Origin of the sequence: Mesonia ostreae, from assembly GCF_031845265.1 — a bacterium.
In the GTDB taxonomy this organism is placed as follows: Bacteria; Bacteroidota; Bacteroidia; order Flavobacteriales; family Flavobacteriaceae; genus Mesonia; species Mesonia ostreae.
In genome coordinates, this window is sequence record NZ_JAVRBG010000012.1 from 15,216 (window position 1) to 33,924 (window position 18,709).

An 18,709-nucleotide genomic window follows, 5' to 3' on the forward strand; every position below is an offset into this window, starting at 1 on the left:
TAAAAATGGAATTTTCACCAAAATAATTCTCTCCAATTAAATTTAGGTCGCTGGCTTATACTCTTTCTTGTCGATTATCATTTTGGCGATAATCTCTCTCAAGATTTCAGAGGTTCCTCCGCCAATGGGACCTAGTCGGCTATCACGTAACATTCTTGCTAATGGATAATCTTCCATATAACCATAACCACCTAAAAGCTGTAAACAATCATAAATACCTTGATCGGCTATTTTGGTAGAAAGTAACTTAGACATACTCGCCTCTTTTACTACATAATCCCCTTGATCTAATCTCTTAGCGATGGAGTAATTAAACTCTTTACACATTTCAACTTCACTAGCAATATCTGCTACTTTATGCCTCAATGCCTGAAATTTATCTATAGTTCTTCCAAAAGCTGTTCTTTCACTCATATAACCTAAAGTGTACTCCAAGGCATATTCTGTTCTTGCATGGGCATTAATTCCCATAATCAAACGCTCTAAAGCAAAATGCTGCATAATGTAAGGAAAACCTTGTCCTTCTTCTCCCATTAAATTTTCTGCTGGGATTCTAACATCGGTGAAGGAAATTTCTGCAGTGTCTGAAGCTCTCCATCCTAACTTATTTAATTTTGTAGAAGCAATACCTGGCGTATCTCTATCCATCACAAAAATACTCATTCCTTTATTGCCTAATTCGGGAGCTGTTTTTGCTGCCACTATTAAGTAATCTGAATATACCCCGTTTGTTATAAACGTTTTAGAACCGTTAATGACGTACGAATCGCCATCTTTAACCGCTGTACTTTTCATGCCTGCAACATCAGATCCTCCAAAAGGCTCTGTGATACAAAGACAACCTATCTTTTTACCTTCAATACTTGGCGTAAGATATTCTTGCTTTATTCTTTCGCCACCTTCTTTGTTTAAATGCGTCATCGCCAAGTAAGCGTGTGCCCACATAGCAGCTGCAAATCCTCCAGAATTTATTTTTTGCAATTCTTCTAAAAAGATAACGGTATAGAAAAGATCTAACTCTAATCCACCATATTTTTCTGGGTAATTGATACCAAAGTAACCCATCTCTCCAAACTTCTTCCAGATAAATCTCTCAATTGTCCCGGTTTCCTCCCATTTATCTAAATGCGGTACCACTTCTTTTTGTAAAAAATCCTTAAGACTTTGTCTAAAAAGTTCGTGTTCTTCAGTAAAATACATATTATTCATTTAACTCTATTTTTTGGACTTTTTAAAAATTAAAAAGTGCATTTTATCAATTATTACTCAAGGGTCAAATATAATTGTATTCTATCTATTTTATGACCTGGAAAACCATCTATTTTAATTAATTCTTCAAAAGAGCTTATTTTCTCATTCAATTTCCTATAATTTACAATACTTCTTGCAAGTTCATAATCAAAATAAGGAATTTCAGTTAATTGAAGAACCGTAGCGGTATTCAAATCTATCAAAACTGGTTTTTTTTTGTCTTTCACCGTAAACCTATTTAGTAAATTTTCTTCGGCTTCATATCCCAATCCATACACATCTTTAATCTGACTGTCGTCTATAAAACCACCAATACGAAGTTTGTATCGCATAATTCTTTTGGCAAGCGTTTCTCCTATTCCCTTAACGGAAATTAAATCTTCTTCGCTAGCTTGATTTAGGTCTTTCTTTAAATGATTGGGGAGAGAATGTGTGATTTTTTCTTTTTTGGTTCTATTCTCTTTTACCCAATCTGGAAATTTAAAGTATGGAGATATTTTATGCAGTAAAGAATCTGAAACTTGAGTCACTTTTTTAAAATCCTCGATTGAGTTTATCCATTGTTCTTTCTTCCTGTACGCGTGAAGCTTTTCTATTTCCACTACACTCATTCCCAACGTGTAACCTTTATACTCGGTTATAAAATTAGGGTTAAAAGGATAAATCTTAAAAACTTTTTTAGTCTTCGCTTCTTTTAAAGAATCTATTTGCTGCTGAATCAACTGGGCCTGACCTTGATTTGGAAGCGCAGTTTCCTTGATTGGGAAAACTACATCTTGGTAACAGATTCCTACAAAAACAACAACAATAAGCACCCAAAAACACAAAATCCCATTTCGTTGACTTTTATTCAAACTGAAATGGGATTGTGTTTTCATCGTATTTATATGTTTAAGTAGTAATTTTTTGTTTCTTAAAAAGCTCTCCTGCTTTTAATTTTTTAAAGTATTCGCGTAAGTCTTCACGCACTTCTCCAGAGAGAATATACATTCCTATAATATTAGGGAAAGACATGGCTAAAATCATCATATCTGAAAATACAAGTACTGCACCTAAACTAATAGAAGCACCAACTACTACAAATACTAAAAATAACATTTTATAAATAAATTCTGATTTGTTGCTGCGACCAAACAAGTAAGTCCAAGCTCTCATTCCATAATAAGACCAAGAAATCATCGTAGAGAAAGCAAACAAGAATACCGCTACAGACAATACATAGGGAAACCAAGAAATTACACTTGCAAAAGCTTCCGAAGTCAATTGGACTCCGCCAATTCCTTCTACCTCGTGCATTCCAGTAAAAATTAATACCAAAGCAGTTAATGTACACACCACAACTGTATCAATAAAAGGCTCTAGCAAAGCTACAAAACCTTCAGAGGGGGGATGATTTGTTTTTGCTGCACTGTGGGCAATTGCTGCCGATCCAACTCCCGCTTCATTAGAAAATGCTGCACGTTGAAACCCTACAATTAAAACCCCAATCACACCTCCTTTAAGAGCGGTGGGATTAAATGCGCCATCAAAAATAGCGGTAAATGCTGGGCCTATGTTTTCTATATTTATTCCTATCACTACTAAAGCTCCTAATACGTAAACAGCAGCCATAAATGGAACTACTTTCCCCGTTACTTTAGCGATACTGCTAATTCCTCCAATAATTACAACACCTACCAATACAGAGACGATGAGACCAAACCAAAATCCGTTTCCTACCAAAGCAGGAAATTGACCCGATAAAATCTCAAAAGATTGGTTGGCTTGAAACATGTTTCCTCCTCCAAAAGAGGCTCCTACTCCCAATACAGCAAAAAACCCTGCTAAAAACTTACCTAAACCTGCTAAATTTCTTTTCTCCAATCCGTAGCGGAGGTAATTCATAGGTCCTCCAAATATTTTTCCTTCTTTACTAATAAATCTATATTTTACTCCCAAGGTACATTCTACAAATTTGGAAGACATTCCCAAAAATCCAGCTAAAACCATCCAAAAAGTTGCTCCTGCTCCTCCTAAAGAAATGGCGACTGCGACTCCAGCAATATTCCCTAATCCTACCGTAGCAGAAACTGCTGTAGATAACGCTTGAAAGTGTGTGATACTTCCTGGCGCATTTGGATCATCATATTTCCCTTTTGCCAATTCTAAAGCGTGGCCAAAACCTCTAAAGTTAATAAAGCCCATTCTAATCGTAAAAAATGCTGCTCCTACCACCAACCATACCACAATAAAAGGAATATTATGAGATTGTGGGTCCCCATTAGGATGCGTTAAAATAACCGGCTCATCATACTTTAAACGTGCAAAGTAATGCGCTCCTGTTTCTATTAAATCTTGTGTGTTTGTATAATCAAAAATACTTTGTCCTTCTTCTACTAAATGCTCTAACTTTCCACTAGTAGTCGATTTTACTTCCATATCTCCCATTTTTTCTGAAGAGATTACAGCGATAAGATCTCCTTTGGCTACGTGAGAACCTTCAGCAACATTCCAGGATTTAAGAATAAATTTATCTTCTATTCCGTTTTCCCAACCTGGAATAGATACATTTTTTTGATCGGCATACACAATAGGGTCATACACGCCCATCGCGGTAAATGGATCCCAAAAAAGAATAGCGCCCATATTAGCCACAATTGGGGTAAAGGCACCATTAAAGTTTTCTGTTATTGATTCCGCTGGAATACGGTAGGATTTAGTGACCGTGTTTTGAGCAGCATCGGTAATAATTACCGTATAATCTATTCCTTCGGTTAAATTTGATGCTTTATTTGAAGTTAATGGAGTTTGTTGATTGCTCCATTTATACGTATATGGCGCAACTCCTCCTTGCACTTTTAATCTTATTTCTCCGTCATTAATAAGGTCTGATGGGTTGATTAATTCAGACTTTACTTTTAAAGCCTGACTATCGGTATCTCCTGTATTGTCTTGTGCTTTAACATTAACTTGGGCCTGAATTGCAACTAGTGTAGTACATAAAAATAATGCTGAAAGTAGGTACTTTCTCATAAGATATAATTATTTATTAAATAAATTTCGGAAAGGATTAAGTTTAATCCGCAGCAATATCAAAAAAAAACTTCCTATATCAAAGTATTTGCTCTTAAAATGTAAAGATTATGTTAAGGAGTAATGGTATTTAAAAAAAAGTTTTCCGAAGATAAAAAACTTCTTTTAATAGATCACCATACAGCAATAAGAACTAATTAGTTGAAATTTTGTGTTGGAAAGAAATCCGCTTCAGCTTGGGTTTACAAATCAAAAACAGAAGTTCGCTTGGTATAAACCAGATCTTTTAACCTAAGCCAGAAAGCCAAGGTTAAGTAAACCGCAAAGCCAATTCCTAAGGTTGCAAATGACAAGTAAATGAAAAAGAGGCGCACACTTTTTACCTTCATTCCCAAGCGGTCTGCAAAACGGGAGCTCACATAAAAACCGTTACGTTCAAAATAATACCTTATGGGAGAAACCATACTTCTATCTCTGCTTTTATACAAATATACTACGAAAACAAACTTAACTCAAATCATTAGCTAAAAATCATGTCAAGTTTAAAAACCGTAAGAGTCCGGTTTAAAAATAATCTAAAGTTAATGAGCTTCTCAAATGTATGAAATCTAACTAGATTTTATAATTGCTAGCCTGCTTTGTTGAAAATGATTTTTTCGAGAATGAGAAGATACTTTTATTTTAAATTGCTACTGTTTAAAAGTTAGTTAAAATCAAGTCTTGATTCTTGGTTCTAAAAACCTAGCAATCTTGGTTCTTTATCGAACAACGATGTTTCAAAATATCTGCTTTAGGATTATTTAATAAAACCTGCGAATTAGTGATATAGTTTTGTTAAATATTTTGCAGCAACACTTGTATTAAGTAATTTAGGCTTAATTGTTTAACTAATAAAAACTAAACCTATGTCAATTGTAAAAATTATTGAAATAATCGCAAGTTCTAACAAAAGTTTCGACGATGCTGTAAATAATGCAGTAAGCGAGGCGGCGAAAAGTGTTAAAAATATCAAATCTGTTTACGTAAAAGAAATGAAAGCTAAAGTAGAAAATAATAAGATTGAATCTTACCGAGTGACTACAAAAATTTCTTTCGTAAAAGAATAAATAGTTTCTTTATAAATTATTAAATAGCCTGCAGCCTTAAGCTTGCAGGCTATTTTATTAATAAATTTAAACCTACGGCGCAGTGCAAACATTTATTTTTATCACAATAATTAGGCTTTAAATGCAATAAGGCCTGTGACTCTAATGCCGATGTTGCCATTTTGGGACGCAACTCATTAAACTTTTTAATGGTGGCATTTTTCTCTTTTGGCAACTCATTTAATAGAGAAAAACATTCTTCCGTAGCCGAACCACCTTTTAAACTTGCAAAATGAAATTTTAAAGGTACAATGCTATTAATAATCAATAAATCGATAAAGCCTGTAGACAATACTTTGGCACTGCTTTTACTTTCTTTCCCAAAGTTGAAATGATTTTTCCAATATGCAGAAACCTCAACTTTAAATAACGCGTGAATTTCTTTTCTGCTTTTTAGCTGCATCAATTCCAAAAATATATTTTGAGTAGTAGCATAGATAAAAGCGAGTTGAGCTAATCGAATCGTTGGAAAATTATGTGGTCTTAATCTAAAAAACTCCACTTGCTGCTCTAGCGGCTCCAATTTATATTTTATCTTTTGATAGTCAAAGCTCTCTTTGAGTCGAAGCGCATACACATCGTCACAGGCATCAGGAAACATACCTAACATACCAAAAAACAAAGCTTCTAGCTGTTCTTTATTTCTCGTTTTTCTTACTACGGAAAAAGGGAGTGCAGAAGCCATCTCGTGAAATGCTTTTCCATTAACATTCAAACCAAAGCTTTTTGCTAATAACTGAAAACATACCGCTTCCCAGTCATTTCTGGAAGAAACCAAGGCTGCCTGAATCACTTTCGCTTTTTCTTGCAAACGTTCTATATATAAACGCTCCAACCAATTTTCGACAATAAAAGAAGAAACAGAAGCAAGGTTTTTCTCGCAGTTGATCCAATTGTAATTCGATTTCTCTACTAATTTCAGATAGTTATTTAACGCTTCCGCGGAAGCAAAATCAGATAACTGCAAAGTCGCAATTGGCGTATTATTCTCTCTATAAACCTCTACATCGTGTTTCCAAACCACGTGTAAAATAACATTATCGTACGCAGCATCTTCTTCATGATGATGTGCGTACCAATCGCTAGACTTAATATGAATCTCTACGTTGCCTGCCCAAACTTGACCTCCAATATTCAGTTTTGCATTAAAAAAATCTGGCCCAGACTTTGTTTCATTATGGTTTCCCACTTTAAGGATTTGGATTGTTTCTCCTTGAGTGGTAAGGGCGTGCAAAAAGTCAAACTTTTTAAACTTCCATAAATAATGTAGAAAATCTTCTTTCACTAGCGTAAAACCATTTGCTGAATTTTAGTATATATTTTTTCTACCCACAACGAGTACATCTTACCGCTGGGATGCAATTCATCTTTGGCGACGAGGCTTAAATCTTTAGCTGCTATTTTTGAAATAGGGGTGATATTATAGAACGGGATATCCATCTCTTTAGCAATCTTCCTTGCCGCCTTATTGTATGCCTTAACTTCTCTAGAAATATTTCTTTTATCAGACGCTTTCCCAAAAGGAGTAACTCCGTAATCTGGGATACTGAGTACAAAAACACTTCGTTTTCCTTGGTTTCCGTGGGAAATAGCTTTTTCTAAAATTATTTTAAACTCTTTCTTATAAATGGATAATTCATAGCCTTGATATTGATTGTTTACGCCAATAAGCACAGAAATGATATCGTACTTTTTTTCATCCAACTGCGCTTGCATCGCTTGTAAAAGCTCATCGGAACGCCAACCTGTCTTCGCGATAATTTGGGGCTGTTTTATTGGCATTCCATTTTTCTCCAACCGAAGTGCCAATTGCATAGGCCAACGTTCACTTTCTAAAACACTTTCTCCTATCGTGTAAGAATCACCCAACGCCAAGTAACTTATAGCTGCAGTTTCTCGCTGTGCGTAACTAACATTATTAGAAAATGAGAATAAAAGAAAGCCAATAAAATATAGATTTATTTTCATCGCATTAGGTTTATCTCTTAAAGATAGTATTTTTCTACGGGTTTTTAGTTTTTTCGCTAAAGCGGATTTTTTTACACGCCTAAAAAACGGTATGTTTACTAAAAAATATAGGCATATGGAAGAGCCGGAAAAAACAGAAAAAAACGTTCCCTCAGAAGCTAAGTTTAAGCCTGAAAAAGCCCCTCTCAATCCCATTTTAGGTTTCTTTAAAACCATGGGAGAATATATTTGGATGGGCGTTTTGGGTATAGGTGCATTTCTCGCTTGGCTCATTTCTTTTCTATTGATATGAATGCCTACGCCTACTTTTTTCTTAGTTGCGTAACCGCCGCTGCTCTATTCTTTTTAGGTGATTTTTGGGATTGGAATTACCCTTTTTTTCTTCGGAATTATTTTATGGATGTTTTATGTATGCCCATTGTCTTTGGGATTATTCATTACAGCTTACGCATGCCTGTGCCACACTTTAAGCTCACTCTTTCTATGATGATTGTTTTAACTACGATGTACAGCATTTATTTTGAAGTGATTTTACCTCCATTATCTCCAAGATATACATTTGATTGGTGGGATATTCTCGCTTACACGCTAGGTGCTGGTATTTCTTTTGCAGTTCAACAATACAGTTTTCAAAATCAGAAAATCTCTAAGAAATAAAAACCTCAAGACTGAGTTGAACTACAGCACTTGAGGTTTTTTAAATTATATTTATTCCACTACAGAAAAATCATAACATCTTTAATTTATCAAGATTCACTTTCTCTAAACTTCGGATTGATAAAAATCTCTCCATCTTTAAGTTTCCGAAGGTAAACTTTCATATCGGCACGCACTTCTGAAGATAAGATATAAAGTCCCACAATATTAGGAAAAGACATCGCTAGAATCATCATATCAGAGAAGCTTAATACCGCTCCTAAACTTACAGATGCTCCCAATACCACAAAGAGCAAGAACATTATTTTATAGATAATTTCAGACTTTTTACTTCTTCCAAAAAGGTACGTCCAAGAACGCATTCCGTAGTAAGACCAAGACACCATCGTAGAGAATGCAAATAAAAATACTGCAAAAGCCAATACTGCTGGAAACCAAGAAATGACACTTCCAAAAGCATCTGAGGTTAATTCTACTCCGCCTAAGCCATCTACCTCGTGCATTCCTGTAAAGATAAGAACCAACGCCGTCATGGTACAAACCACCATGGTATCTATAAAAGGTTCTACAAGCGAGGTAAAACCATCTGCAATAGGATTGTTTGTCTTAGTAGCACTGTGTGCAATTGCTGCAGATCCCACTCCGGCTTCACTAGAAAAAGCTGCACGTTGTAGACCAATAATCAGTACACCTATAAAGCCTCCTTTCATGGCAGTGGCAGAAAAAGCTCCATTGTAAATTGCTGCAAAAGCGCTTCCTATATTCTCAATATTAAATACTATGACAGTTAAACATCCCAAAATATAAACTACCGCCATAAAAGGGACTACTCTTCCAGTTACGCGGGCAATACTATTAATTCCGCCAAGGATTACAGCACCAACCAATAAAGCAAAGACAACCCCAAACCAAAAACCCTGACCTTGTAAAAAAGGAAGTTGCTCAGAAACGATTTTAAACGCTTGGTTGGATTGTAACATATTTCCTCCTCCAAAAGAGGCTCCTACTCCTAGTACAGCAAATAAACCTGCTAAGAATTTACCTAAGCCTTTCATGTTTTTCTTCTCTAAGCCATAACGCAGGTAATTCATAGGTCCTCCAAAAATTCTACCCTCTTCATTAATAAATCGGTATTTAACCCCTAAGGTACACTCCACAAATTTTAAAGACATGGCAAAGAAACCTGCCATAAACATCCAAAAAGTTGCTCCAGCACCACCCAAAGAAACCGCAACCGCAACCCCTGCAATATTTCCTAAGCCAACGGTTGCCGAAACTGCTGTAGCCATCGCTTGGAAGTGAGTTATACTCCCAGGGGCATCAGGATCATCGTATTTTCCTTTGGCTAAATCTATAGAATGTTTAAACCCGCTAAGGTTTACAAAGCCTAGTCTAAAGGTAAAAAAGATACTTCCTAAAATAAGCCAAATTACAATGAACGGAATGGCATTGGTTTTTACATCTCCATTAGGATGTTTTAAAGGCTGTGGTGAATCATAATTAATCTGAGCTAAAAAGTGAGCGCCTTGCTCTACTACATCACTCGTGCTATTAGGATCAAAAATTACGTTTCCTTCTTTTACCAAATAATCTAACTTTCCAGAAACCGAAGAGATTACGTCTATTTTCTTACCTTTATCACTGCTAACAATAGCAATGACATCTCCTTCGTTCACGCGCTCATTTTCAGGAAAATTCCATTTTTTAAGCGTATAAGCTTCATTACTTGTAGCATCCCAATTAGGAATAGGAATTTGAATATAATCTGTATAAACTACGGGGTCGTAAATTCCTAAACTCGCAAAGGGGTCCCAAAATAAAACACTACCTAAAAAATTTACTGCGGGTTGCACTCCGCTATTAAAAAACTCTGTAATGGATTCTGTAGGAATTTTAAAATCTTGAGTCGTGGTGTTTCCATTAGCATCTGTCACGGTAACCGAATATGGCATACCTTCAATTAAACCTTTAGATTTTACAGATTCTAAACTGGTTGCTTGGTTAGACCATTTATAGGTGTAGGGAGCTTCCCCACCATTTACCTTAGCTCTGGCCTTTCCATCGTTTATTTCTGAAGAAGGATTATTGAGTTCTACCCTTAATTGTAATTCTTTAGAAGTAGATAACTCGCCACTTTGTGCTTGCATCTGCAAGCTTATCCCTATAAAACAGCAAAAAATCAGTAAAATATTTCTCATGTAATCCTTGTTATTTTCTAAAATAAGTCAAAAAAAATCCTGCATTAAAAGCAGGATTTTGGTATTTTTTAATCTATAAAACCTTGAGATCTCATCCAATCATCATTATACATTTTACCCACATAACGACTCCCGTGATCGTGAAAAAGCACCACCACTACATCGTCTTTGGTAAAGTGTTCTTTTAACTGTAAAAGTCCTTTCATCGCTGCTCCCGCAGAGTTACCTAAAAACATACCTTCTTCTTTAGATAGGCGCTGCGTATAGACTGCGGCGTCTTTATCGGTTACTTTAGTAAACCCATCAATCACATCAAAATTTACATTTTTAGGAAGAATATCTTCTCCAATCCCCTCAGTAATGTACGGATAAATTTCATTCTCATCAAATTCTCCCGTTTCATGGTATTTTTTAAATACAGAACCGTAGGTGTCTATTCCCCAAACTTTCACATTAGGATTTTGTTCTTTTAAGTATTTTCCAACTCCAGAAATAGTTCCTCCAGTACCTACACCAACCACAAAGTGGGTTACTTTCCCGTCGGTTTGTTTCCAAATTTCTGGACCTGTACTCTCATAGTGGGCTTTAGTATTAGACGGATTGTCATATTGATTGACATACCAAGAATTGGGGGTTTCTTCAGCCAATCGCTTTGAGGTTGAGTAATAAGAGCGAGGGTCATCTGGTTCTACATCGGTAGGGCAAACCACTACTTCACTTCCTACCGCTCTAAGAATATCTATTTTTTCTTTACTTTGCTTGTCTGCAATTACGCAAACCATTTTATAACCTTTTACAATAGCCGCTAAAGCAAGACCCATTCCTGTATTTCCTGAAGTTCCTTCTATAATAGTTCCTCCTGGCTTTATGAGTCCTTGTTTTTCAGCATCTTCCAACATGGTAACTGCCATACGATCTTTAACAGAGTTCCCCGGATTAAAAGTTTCGTATTTAGCTAAAACCAAAGCCGGAATTTCTTCTGCCAACTTATTTATCTTCACTAATGGTGTATTCCCAATAGTGCCTAATATATTTTCTTTATAATCCATTTTCTGTTTTTTAAGATCGCAAAGGTAAGAAAGAATTTTACAGTAGTAAAATGGAGTATAAAAAGAGAGTATTTTAGAAATTATACCCAGAATTGGGTATTAAAGATCAACAAGTTAACTTTTATCTTCAAACTCTTAATCTTTAAAAATTAATCTCATGAACAAGTTTTTACTTTTATTACTAGTGCTTAGTTTAGGAATACATAACAACTACGCTCAGCCACAAATTGAAAGAGATGCTCTTACTGCTCTTTACAACGGCACCAACGGAGATGACTGGATCGACAACAGTAATTGGTTAGATTTTTTGGTTCCTATTGAAGAGTGGCATGGAGTTTTTGTGAACAATGGTCATGTAACTGCTATTGTTTTGGTAGACAATAATCTTACCGGAACTTTACCTACAGAAATAGGGAATTTTCCTTATTTGGTTGAATTGCATTTACCTTTAAACAACTTAACAGGTATTGTTCCTACCGAAATAGGAAACCTTAGTAATCTCGAGATTTTAGATTTAGCACCTAACGGATTCTCTGGTACTATTCCTACTGAAATAGGAAATCTAACCAACCTACAAATCTTATGGTTGAATCAATGTGGTCTTAGCGGAAACATTCCGCTAAGTTTCCAAAATTTAACCCAGTTAAAAGAATTGTATTTACAAGGCTCAATTTTTGGAACTTATGAAGGATACCCTGCTTGGAAAAGTAGTGAATATTCAGGGGATCTTCCAGATTTAACGGCATTACCTTTAGATACTTTAATGATTCAGAACAATTTATTTACTTACGATAATATTGATGATCATCTACTCACCTACATCGATAATGTTACAGGCTTTCATTTTTCTCCACAGCTAACAGAAGATGAAGAGGAATTCATTACGTTTAGTGTAGGAGACGACCTTACCTTTACCATGAGTGATACTCCTATTTATTTTGGAAATAATAAAAATACTTCCGCAGCTAATACTTATCAATGGTATAAAGACGGAGAAAAAATAACAGGAGCCACTTCTTTAATGTATGAAATCACCAATGTTCAAGAAACAGATGAAGGAGTTTATATAGGAAGAATCACCAATGAAGATGCTCCTGACTACGCTCACATCACTCCACCTATTACCTTATCACAAAGTCTTAGAGTAACAACAAAAGAACAAAATGAAATCTCCCTGTATCCCAACCCAGTTATAAACGAGCTTCATTTTGATTTCAAACATGTCTCTCAACCACTTATAATCTCAATTTATGATATAAATGGAAAAAAAATCATTACCAAAAAACTCCGTTCCGACAAAGCTTTAGATCTCAATTTTTTATCTAAAGGAATGTATGTGGTGAAAATAAAAACCAGTCGGTTTTTACTTACTAAGAAGATTATTAAACGCTAAATAGCCAACTAGTTGTTCTTTTAAGAGTTGCACCAAAAGGCAACTCCTTTTTTGTCTAGATACATGATTTACTTTTACATATAGAAACTTAAAATCACAAAATTTGAGTCGGCTTTTTATTCTCATCCATCGCAACAAAAGTAAATTCTCCAGAGACCGCTTTCTCTCTGTGCTCCTCATACATTTGCTCCACATAAATATCTACTCTAACTTTAAGACTTGTATTTCCTACATAGGTTACTCGTCCGCAAAGCTCTACAATAGTACCTGCCGCAATTGGCTTTTTAAAATCGATGCGATCACTACTCACCGTGACCATAGGTTGTCTACTAAAACGCGTAGCGGTGATAAAAGCCGTTTCATCCATCAATTGCATGGCAGTTCCCCCAAATAGCGTATCATAATGATTGGTGGTATTAGGAAATACAGCTTTGAAAATGGTTGTTTTAGACTGATTTATTTTCTCTTTTAAAGTCATACAATTTTGAATTATTTATTCGAATTTAATCGCCCTACTTGGGTTGATTCTAGTGATTAAATACGAAGGCAATAGCAACATCAACAAGCATAAAAGCAACGTTCCTAAATTAATAAGCAGGACGTATTCCCAAGAAAGGTAGACGGGAGCTTCCGTGACATAATAGGTTTCGGGGTTAAGCTTTATAAGTTTCGCATATTTCTGTAGAAATAAAAGGCCGAGACCAATGAGATTTCCCCAAAAAAGCCCTTTTAAAATTAAATAAGCTCCGTTATATAGAAAGATTTTTCTTACGCTCCAATCGTTACTTCCCAAAGCTTTCAGCATCCCAATCATAGGCGTTCTTTCCAAAATAAGCACCAATAAAGCCGTAATCATATTGATTCCCGAAACAATAATCATAATACCAATAATGAGCGCTACATTAAAATCGAACAAAGACAACCATTCAAAAATAGAAGGGTAGGATTGTTGAATTGTTTTGGCCTCTAAAAAAGTATTGATATGCTGATTCACCTCACCGCCTTTTTCCACAATCTGATCAAAATCATCTATAAAAATCTCGAAATTCCCAATCTGATTATCCTCCCATTTATTAAGACGTTGTATCTGAGAAATATCTGCAATTAAAAAAGTTTCATCAAATTCCTGAAATCCCGAATTATAAATTCCAACAATTCTAAAAGCCGTGAGTCTAGGTTTCTTTTGGTTGGTATCGTTTAAAAAATAAACCACCAATTGATCTCCCAATTCAAACCCAAGTCGGTTCGCCATATAGGAAGACAACAAAATCTCCTCGCTGTATTTTTTCTCTTTGGAATACGAAGGTAATTTTCCTTCTACCAAATATTCTTTAAGATAATCCCAGCGGTAATCTTCGCCAGCACCTTTTACCACAATCCCTTCAAAATCAGTTTCGGTGCGAATCACTCCGTATTTGGTGGCAACCACTTGGATGTGATCTATGCCGTCTACCTCATCAAAATTTGGATAAAAATCTTGTTCCGAAGAAATAGGCTTAATCGAAATTTGAGAATTGTTATTATTTAAGTTACCTACCGTAATATGGCCGTTAAAAGCCGCAATTTTATCTCTAATTTTTTGTTGTAAACCCACACTTGTAGCGACTGAAACCAACATCATAATCACGCCAATAGCAATTGCCGCCACCGCAATTTTTATAATTGGTGCCGATATGCTACTTTTATAGTCTTTTGCGCTTATTAAACGCTTAGAAATAAAGAATTCAAAATTCAAACTTCCTATGGTTTTACATTTTTTCAAAAATACATTTTTTATCGTTGCCATAACTATTGTTTCATGCATTAGTCCGTCAACTCAAAAATCTCCTTCTCACGCTTCCGCGGAAGCAAAAACAACTCCTCTTCCTACAAAAAAGGGGAAATTGATTCTAGGCGCCAACCAAACGGAAGCTTACTTGCCGCTTTTAAAAGGTAAAAAAGTAGGTGTAATAGGCAATCAAACCTCGGTCATATTTAGAGAAAATGGAAGCTACACACACTTAATAGATTCTTTAATTTCTTTAGACGTCAACGTGACCAAAGCCTTTTCTCCAGAACACGGATTTAGAGGAAAAGCCGATGCCGGAGAAAAAGTAGTAGATGGTGTAGATCCCAAAACAGGTATTCCCATTGTTTCCCTTTACGGAAGTAATAAAAAACCAACCCAACAACAGCTAGACGGCATTGATATCTTAATTTTTGATATTCAGGATGTAGGCGTTCGGTTTTACACCTATATTTCTACGCTGCATTATGTGATGGAAGCTGCCGCAGAAAAAAATTTGACGGTGTTAATTTTAGACCGACCTAATCCTAACGGCCATTATATAGACGGACCTATTTTAGAAAAGAAGCACCAAAGTTTTGTGGGAATGCACCCCATTCCCATCGTTCACGGAATGACGATTGGAGAATATGCTCAAATGATTAATGGTGAAAATTGGCTCGCCAACAACCTAATTTGCGATTTGATGGTCATTAAAATGAAAAAATATACCAAGCAAACTTCCTATTCTTTGCCTATAAAACCATCGCCTAATTTACCCAACGATCAAGCGATTAACCTCTACCCTAGTTTGTGTTTTTTTGAAGGTTCTCCTGTAAATGCGGGTAGAGGAACGCCTCATCAATTTCAGGTATTTGGTTCGCCAGGTTTGGATTCAAAATATTTTGATTATCAATATACGCCGCAACCTAACGAAGGCGCAAAACACCCAAAAAATGAAGGTGAGCTTTGTTATGGCAAAGATTTAACTCAAGAACCGCTTCTTTCTAAAATAGAATTAAAATGGCTCTTAGAAGCCTATCAACATTCTAGTAAGAAAGAAAGCTTTTTCACTTCCTTCTTCAGTAAACTAGCGGGAACCCAACAGCTGCAACAGCAAATAGAAAAAGGATGGACTGCCCAAGAAATTAGAGACAGCTGGCAAGAAGGTTTAAAATCTTATGATGCGATGAGACAAAACTACGTACTTTACCCTTAAGGCAAGCGCTTTTTCATTTCCTCTACAATATTGAATGCAGCGGGACAAATGGCTACGTTTTTTAAGGTTAAATGTGAAATCTGCTGAAACTTTCTGCGGTCGGTGTGCGGAAATTCTGCACAAGCTTTTGGTCTCACGTCATAAATAGAACACTTATTATCATCCCCTAGAAAGGTACACGGCACCTGTTGCAACACATAATCTTGTTCTTCATCGACACGCAAATAGGTTTCAACGAAGGCTTGTGGTTTCATTTTAAAGAACTTAGAAATACGCTTTACATCTTTATCGGTAAATAAAGGACCAGTGGTTTTGCAGCAATTGGCACAAGTAAGGCAGTCTGTGCGCTCAAATTCATCATCGTGCAATTCTTGCATCAACACGTCTAAATGCTTTGGCGGCTTTTTTTTAAGCTTAGAAAAAAACTTTTTGTTCTCCTTATGTTTATCTTTGGCTTGCTTTGGCAAGTTTTTTAAAACCTCATCCATAGCCGCAAATATAAATAATCTAAAATCCTAAATTTGATTGTACCCGATATTTTTGGTCAAGCTGTAATTGATCACTTTAATAAACAAGATGCAGAAAACATCCAAGTGATCGCAGACGATTTTGATGATGATGAAATCCCGACCCATTACCTGTTTAGAACCTACAAAGAGATGCCTCAATTAGAGCAGAAGGCTTTACAGCTTGCCAACGGAAAAATCTTAGATGTGGGTTGTTGCGTGGGAAGTCATGCGTTGATCTTGCAAGAAAAGGGAATGGATGTTAAAGCCATAGATGTTTCACAAGGAGCCATAAAAGTAGCTCGCTTACGCGGAATAAAAAATGCAATGGTTCAAGATTTCTTTGATGAAAAAGAAAAATTTGATACCATTCTTATGTTGATGAATGGGATTGGAATTGTGGGAAAACTAAAAAATCTCACTCATTTTTTTGAACACCTTAAAAACATTCTCAATACTAACGGAAAGGTTTTATTAGATTCTTCAGACTTGCATTATTTGTTCGATAAGGAAGAAGATGGCTCCATTTGGGTAGACTCTTCTCAGTATTATGGGGAACTCAGGTATCAAATTCAGTATAAAAACGAGATTTCTGCTCCCTTTGATTGGTTGTATCTCGATTTTAACTCGCTTCAACTCGCCGCAGAAAGCAATGGTTTCTCCTACCGACTTATCCAAGAAGGAGAACATTACGATTATCTAGCCGAGCTGCGACTAAACTAATACAAAATTCTGGTCGTAATCTAGAAGCGGTGTTTTAAAGTCCTTCCCTCGGGGGAGGATTTAGGAGAGGATGAAATCATAACTATTCTACCTCATCCTAGCCCTTTCCAGAAGAAAAAGTGTATAAATTTTTTCAAAAATTTTGTATCGAGAACAACGATTTTCATTAATAAATCTATTTTTAATGTACTTTTTCTCCGCCCACAAAAGTAGCAATCACTTTAGTTTTAGGAATAAGCTTCGCTTCTACCTTCATCAAATCTTGATCTAAAACTATAAAATCGGCTAGCTTGCCTTTTTCTATACTTCCCTTTTCTTGTTCTTCAAAATTAGCATAGGCTGCCCAAATGGTCATTCCGCGAAGCGTTTCTTCTCTAGAGAGCGCATTTTCTTTTTGAAATCCGTCTTTTGGAAACTGATGCACATCTTGTCGCGCTACCGCAGCATAAAAAGTTAAAAACGGACTTACTTTTTCAATAGGAAAATCGGTTCCTAACGCAATTTTTCCACTTTGGTCTAATAGCTTTTTATAGGCATACGCATTTTTTAAACGTTTCTTTCCAAGTCGGTCTTTTGCCCAATACATATCACTCGTTGCGTGCGTAGGTTGCACCGAAGGAATAATATTTCCGCTAAAGTATTTAAAATCATCTTTTCCAATAATTTGCGCATGTTCAACACGCCAGCGCATATCCGTTTTACCTTTTAATACAGAATCATAGGTTTTTAAAACCACCACATTTGCAGAATCTCCGATGGCATGCGTATTCATTTGATATTCGGTATTACTTATTTTAGCCGCCAGTTTTTTAAACTCATCTATACCAATCACCATAGCTCCAAAATGTTTTTTCTTATCGGAATATGGTTTTTTCAAGGCTGCTCCTCGTGATCCTAAGGCTCCATCGGCATAAACTTTGACAGATCTAACGTGAAGCCTATCTGTTTTCATAATTCCTTTATTCAGAAAATAATCTACGTCCTCTTCTTCATTTTCTACCATCGCATACATACGCATTTTCAAATCTCCAGATTTTTGTAAACTATCTATAAGCATAATAGCATCTTTTCTTAAGCCTGCATCATCAATCGTGGTAAGTCCTAAATTAAAGGCTATCTTTTGAGCTTCCAGTAAGCCATTGATGGCTTCCTCTTTGCTTGGCTCAGGAATAATAGTATGCACCAAGCTCATGGGATTATCTATTAAAATACCCGTAAGCTTTCCGTCTTTCAATTCTATTTCTCCGCCTTCCACTTTTGTATTTGGCGTGATTCCTGCTAAATCTAAGGCTTTTTGATTCACTAATAAGGCATGTCCATCTATTCGGGTAACTGCAATAGGAGTGTTAGGAAATAATTTATCTAAAGTATCTTTAGTTGGAAAATTTTTATCCTCCCAATCGTTTTGATCCCATCCTCTTCCTGTAATAAAACTAACTTGATTCTTTTCTTGAAATTTTACAATACGTTCTACAACCTCATCATAACTTTTGGTATTGGTTAAATCTACTTTTTGAAGTTGTAAACCTAGACCGTAAAAATGTGCATGGGCATCTATAAACCCAGGATAAACCGTACGTCCTTTAGCATCATAAACCTCTTTCCCTTTATATTTTAACTGTAATTCTTCTGCATCGGCTACTTCTATAATTCTCCCATTATTTACGGCAAAACCTTTAGCTATATTAAATTTACCGTCTACGGTGTAGACTTTTGCATTTCTAACAATTAAATCTACCTGTTGCTTCTTTTGACAAGCTTGTAGACTTATTAATATAAAGAGGAATAATATTTTCTTCATGGAGTTATTTTTTACAAAAATA

At 35.8% G+C, this 18,709-nt stretch carries 18 protein-coding genes; 6 read left to right on the forward strand and 12 right to left on the reverse strand.

The genetic code is table 11. The features are described 5' to 3' along the window. Positions 1-42: 42 nt before the first annotated feature. The 4 genes from RLT85_RS11815 to RLT85_RS11830 form a co-directional block, all read right to left on the reverse strand. Positions 43-1,209, reverse strand: coding sequence for an acyl-CoA dehydrogenase family protein (locus tag RLT85_RS11815; protein WP_311402255.1), 1,167 nt, complete (start codon positions 1,207-1,209; stop codon positions 43-45). A 53-nt stretch (positions 1,210-1,262) separates the two neighbouring features. Then, a complete protein-coding gene (locus RLT85_RS11820) occupies positions 1,263-2,129 on the reverse strand; it encodes a ComEA family DNA-binding protein (protein ID WP_311402256.1) in 867 nt (288 codons plus the stop codon). 13 nt (positions 2,130-2,142) lie between these two features. Next, complete coding sequence (locus RLT85_RS11825) at positions 2,143-4,263, reverse strand: amino acid carrier protein (RefSeq protein ID WP_311402257.1); 2,121 nt, start codon at positions 4,261-4,263, stop codon at positions 2,143-2,145. Positions 4,264-4,505: 242 nt separating this feature from the next. After that, positions 4,506-4,727 carry a PspC domain-containing protein gene (locus RLT85_RS11830; RefSeq protein ID WP_311402258.1) on the reverse strand — a complete coding sequence of 74 codons (222 nt, stop codon included), beginning with the start codon at positions 4,725-4,727 and terminating at the stop codon, positions 4,506-4,508. A gap of 441 nt (positions 4,728-5,168) precedes the next feature. Between RLT85_RS11830 and RLT85_RS11835 the strand changes: the two genes are divergently transcribed. Beyond that, entirely contained in the window at positions 5,169-5,369 is a 201-nt protein-coding gene (locus tag RLT85_RS11835) for a dodecin family protein (RefSeq protein ID WP_311402259.1), read from the forward strand. Between the two features lie 49 nt (positions 5,370-5,418). On the opposite strand, the gene RLT85_RS11840 is transcribed toward RLT85_RS11835, so the two are convergent. Next, positions 5,419-6,693: a DUF2851 family protein gene (locus RLT85_RS11840; protein WP_311402260.1), complete on the reverse strand. Its 1,275-nt coding sequence runs from the start codon at positions 6,691-6,693 to the stop codon at positions 5,419-5,421. Beyond that, positions 6,693-7,376: an SGNH/GDSL hydrolase family protein gene (locus tag RLT85_RS11845; protein ID WP_311402261.1), complete on the reverse strand. Its 684-nt coding sequence runs from the start codon at positions 7,374-7,376 to the stop codon at positions 6,693-6,695. The genes RLT85_RS11840 and RLT85_RS11845 overlap by 1 nt, the downstream gene beginning before the upstream one ends. Positions 7,377-7,491: 115 nt before the next feature. On the opposite strand from RLT85_RS11845, the gene RLT85_RS11850 reads away from it, so the two are divergent. Together RLT85_RS11850 and RLT85_RS11855 are read left to right on the forward strand one after the other, a co-directional pair. Continuing rightward, positions 7,492-7,668, forward strand: coding sequence for a hypothetical protein (locus RLT85_RS11850; protein WP_311402262.1), 177 nt, complete (start codon positions 7,492-7,494; stop codon positions 7,666-7,668). Next, positions 7,665-8,033, forward strand: a complete 369-nt coding sequence (locus RLT85_RS11855; protein WP_311402263.1) for a hypothetical protein — start codon at positions 7,665-7,667, stop codon at positions 8,031-8,033. Before RLT85_RS11850 ends, RLT85_RS11855 begins: the two co-directional genes overlap by 4 nt. Positions 8,034-8,122: 89 nt before the next feature. Here RLT85_RS11855 and RLT85_RS11860 read toward each other — a convergent pair whose 3' ends face one another. Beyond that, on the reverse strand, positions 8,123-10,180 hold the full coding sequence (locus RLT85_RS11860; RefSeq protein WP_311402310.1) for an amino acid carrier protein: 2,058 nt from the start codon (positions 10,178-10,180) through the stop codon (positions 8,123-8,125). 119 nt (positions 10,181-10,299) lie between these two features. Continuing rightward, entirely contained in the window at positions 10,300-11,280 is a 981-nt protein-coding gene (locus RLT85_RS11865) for a PLP-dependent cysteine synthase family protein (protein WP_311402264.1), read from the reverse strand. A 157-nt stretch (positions 11,281-11,437) separates the two neighbouring features. On the opposite strand from RLT85_RS11865, the gene RLT85_RS11870 reads away from it, so the two are divergent. Further along, the gene (locus tag RLT85_RS11870; protein WP_311402265.1) at positions 11,438-12,673 is read left to right on the forward strand and encodes a T9SS type A sorting domain-containing protein; all 1,236 of its coding nucleotides are present in this window, start codon (positions 11,438-11,440) and stop codon (positions 12,671-12,673) included. A gap of 94 nt (positions 12,674-12,767) precedes the next feature. Here the strand turns inward: RLT85_RS11870 and RLT85_RS11875 are convergent, their stop codons facing one another. Continuing rightward, entirely contained in the window at positions 12,768-13,151 is a 384-nt protein-coding gene (locus RLT85_RS11875) for an acyl-CoA thioesterase (RefSeq protein ID WP_311402266.1), read from the reverse strand. 15 nt (positions 13,152-13,166) lie between these two features. Further along, positions 13,167-14,408 (reverse strand): ABC transporter permease, encoded by a 1,242-nt coding sequence (locus RLT85_RS11880; RefSeq protein WP_311402311.1) that lies wholly within the window; start codon positions 14,406-14,408, stop codon positions 13,167-13,169. A 7-nt stretch (positions 14,409-14,415) separates the two neighbouring features. On the opposite strand from RLT85_RS11880, the gene RLT85_RS11885 reads away from it, so the two are divergent. Beyond that, positions 14,416-15,657, forward strand: coding sequence for an exo-beta-N-acetylmuramidase NamZ family protein (locus RLT85_RS11885; protein WP_311402267.1), 1,242 nt, complete (start codon positions 14,416-14,418; stop codon positions 15,655-15,657). Here RLT85_RS11885 and RLT85_RS11890 read toward each other — a convergent pair. Beyond that, entirely contained in the window at positions 15,654-16,145 is a 492-nt protein-coding gene (locus tag RLT85_RS11890) for a YkgJ family cysteine cluster protein (protein ID WP_311402268.1), read from the reverse strand. The two genes, RLT85_RS11885 and RLT85_RS11890, sit on opposite strands and share 4 nt — an antisense overlap. Positions 16,146-16,181: 36 nt before the next feature. On the opposite strand from RLT85_RS11890, the gene RLT85_RS11895 reads away from it, so the two are divergent. Continuing rightward, the gene (locus tag RLT85_RS11895; RefSeq protein WP_375712354.1) at positions 16,182-16,886 is read left to right on the forward strand and encodes a class I SAM-dependent methyltransferase; all 705 of its coding nucleotides are present in this window, start codon (positions 16,182-16,184) and stop codon (positions 16,884-16,886) included. Positions 16,887-17,067: 181 nt separating this feature from the next. On the opposite strand, the gene RLT85_RS11900 is transcribed toward RLT85_RS11895, so the two are convergent. Next, entirely contained in the window at positions 17,068-18,687 is a 1,620-nt protein-coding gene (locus RLT85_RS11900) for an amidohydrolase (protein ID WP_311402270.1), read from the reverse strand. Positions 18,688-18,709 lie beyond the last annotated feature (22 nt).

Bases quoted from the DNA above. Each gene is read 5' to 3' on its own strand.
- RLT85_RS11820 (WP_311402256.1), bottom strand. From the start codon at position 2,129: ATGAAAACACAATCCCATTTCAGTTTGAATAAAAGTCAACGAAATGGG.
- RLT85_RS11890 (WP_311402268.1), bottom strand. From the start codon at position 16,145: ATGGATGAGGTTTTAAAAAACTTGCCAAAGCAAGCCAAAGATAAACAT.
- RLT85_RS11875 (WP_311402266.1), bottom strand. From the start codon at position 13,151: ATGACTTTAAAAGAGAAAATAAATCAGTCTAAAACAACCATTTTCAAA.
- RLT85_RS11855 (WP_311402263.1), top strand. From the start codon at position 7,665: ATGAATGCCTACGCCTACTTTTTTCTTAGTTGCGTAACCGCCGCTGCT.
- RLT85_RS11835 (WP_311402259.1), top strand. From the start codon at position 5,169: ATGTCAATTGTAAAAATTATTGAAATAATCGCAAGTTCTAACAAAAGT.
- RLT85_RS11870 (WP_311402265.1), top strand. From the start codon at position 11,438: ATGAACAAGTTTTTACTTTTATTACTAGTGCTTAGTTTAGGAATACAT.
- RLT85_RS11850 (WP_311402262.1), top strand. From the start codon at position 7,492: ATGGAAGAGCCGGAAAAAACAGAAAAAAACGTTCCCTCAGAAGCTAAG.
- RLT85_RS11825 (WP_311402257.1), bottom strand. From the start codon at position 4,263: ATGAGAAAGTACCTACTTTCAGCATTATTTTTATGTACTACACTAGTT.
- RLT85_RS11885 (WP_311402267.1), top strand. From the start codon at position 14,416: ATGGTTTTACATTTTTTCAAAAATACATTTTTTATCGTTGCCATAACT.
- RLT85_RS11815 (WP_311402255.1), bottom strand. From the start codon at position 1,209: ATGAATAATATGTATTTTACTGAAGAACACGAACTTTTTAGACAAAGT.
- RLT85_RS11830 (WP_311402258.1), bottom strand. From the start codon at position 4,727: ATGGTTTCTCCCATAAGGTATTATTTTGAACGTAACGGTTTTTATGTG.
- RLT85_RS11845 (WP_311402261.1), bottom strand. From the start codon at position 7,376: ATGAAAATAAATCTATATTTTATTGGCTTTCTTTTATTCTCATTTTCT.
- RLT85_RS11860 (WP_311402310.1), bottom strand. From the start codon at position 10,180: ATGCAAGCACAAAGTGGCGAGTTATCTACTTCTAAAGAATTACAATTA.
- RLT85_RS11865 (WP_311402264.1), bottom strand. From the start codon at position 11,280: ATGGATTATAAAGAAAATATATTAGGCACTATTGGGAATACACCATTA.
- RLT85_RS11900 (WP_311402270.1), bottom strand. From the start codon at position 18,687: ATGAAGAAAATATTATTCCTCTTTATATTAATAAGTCTACAAGCTTGT.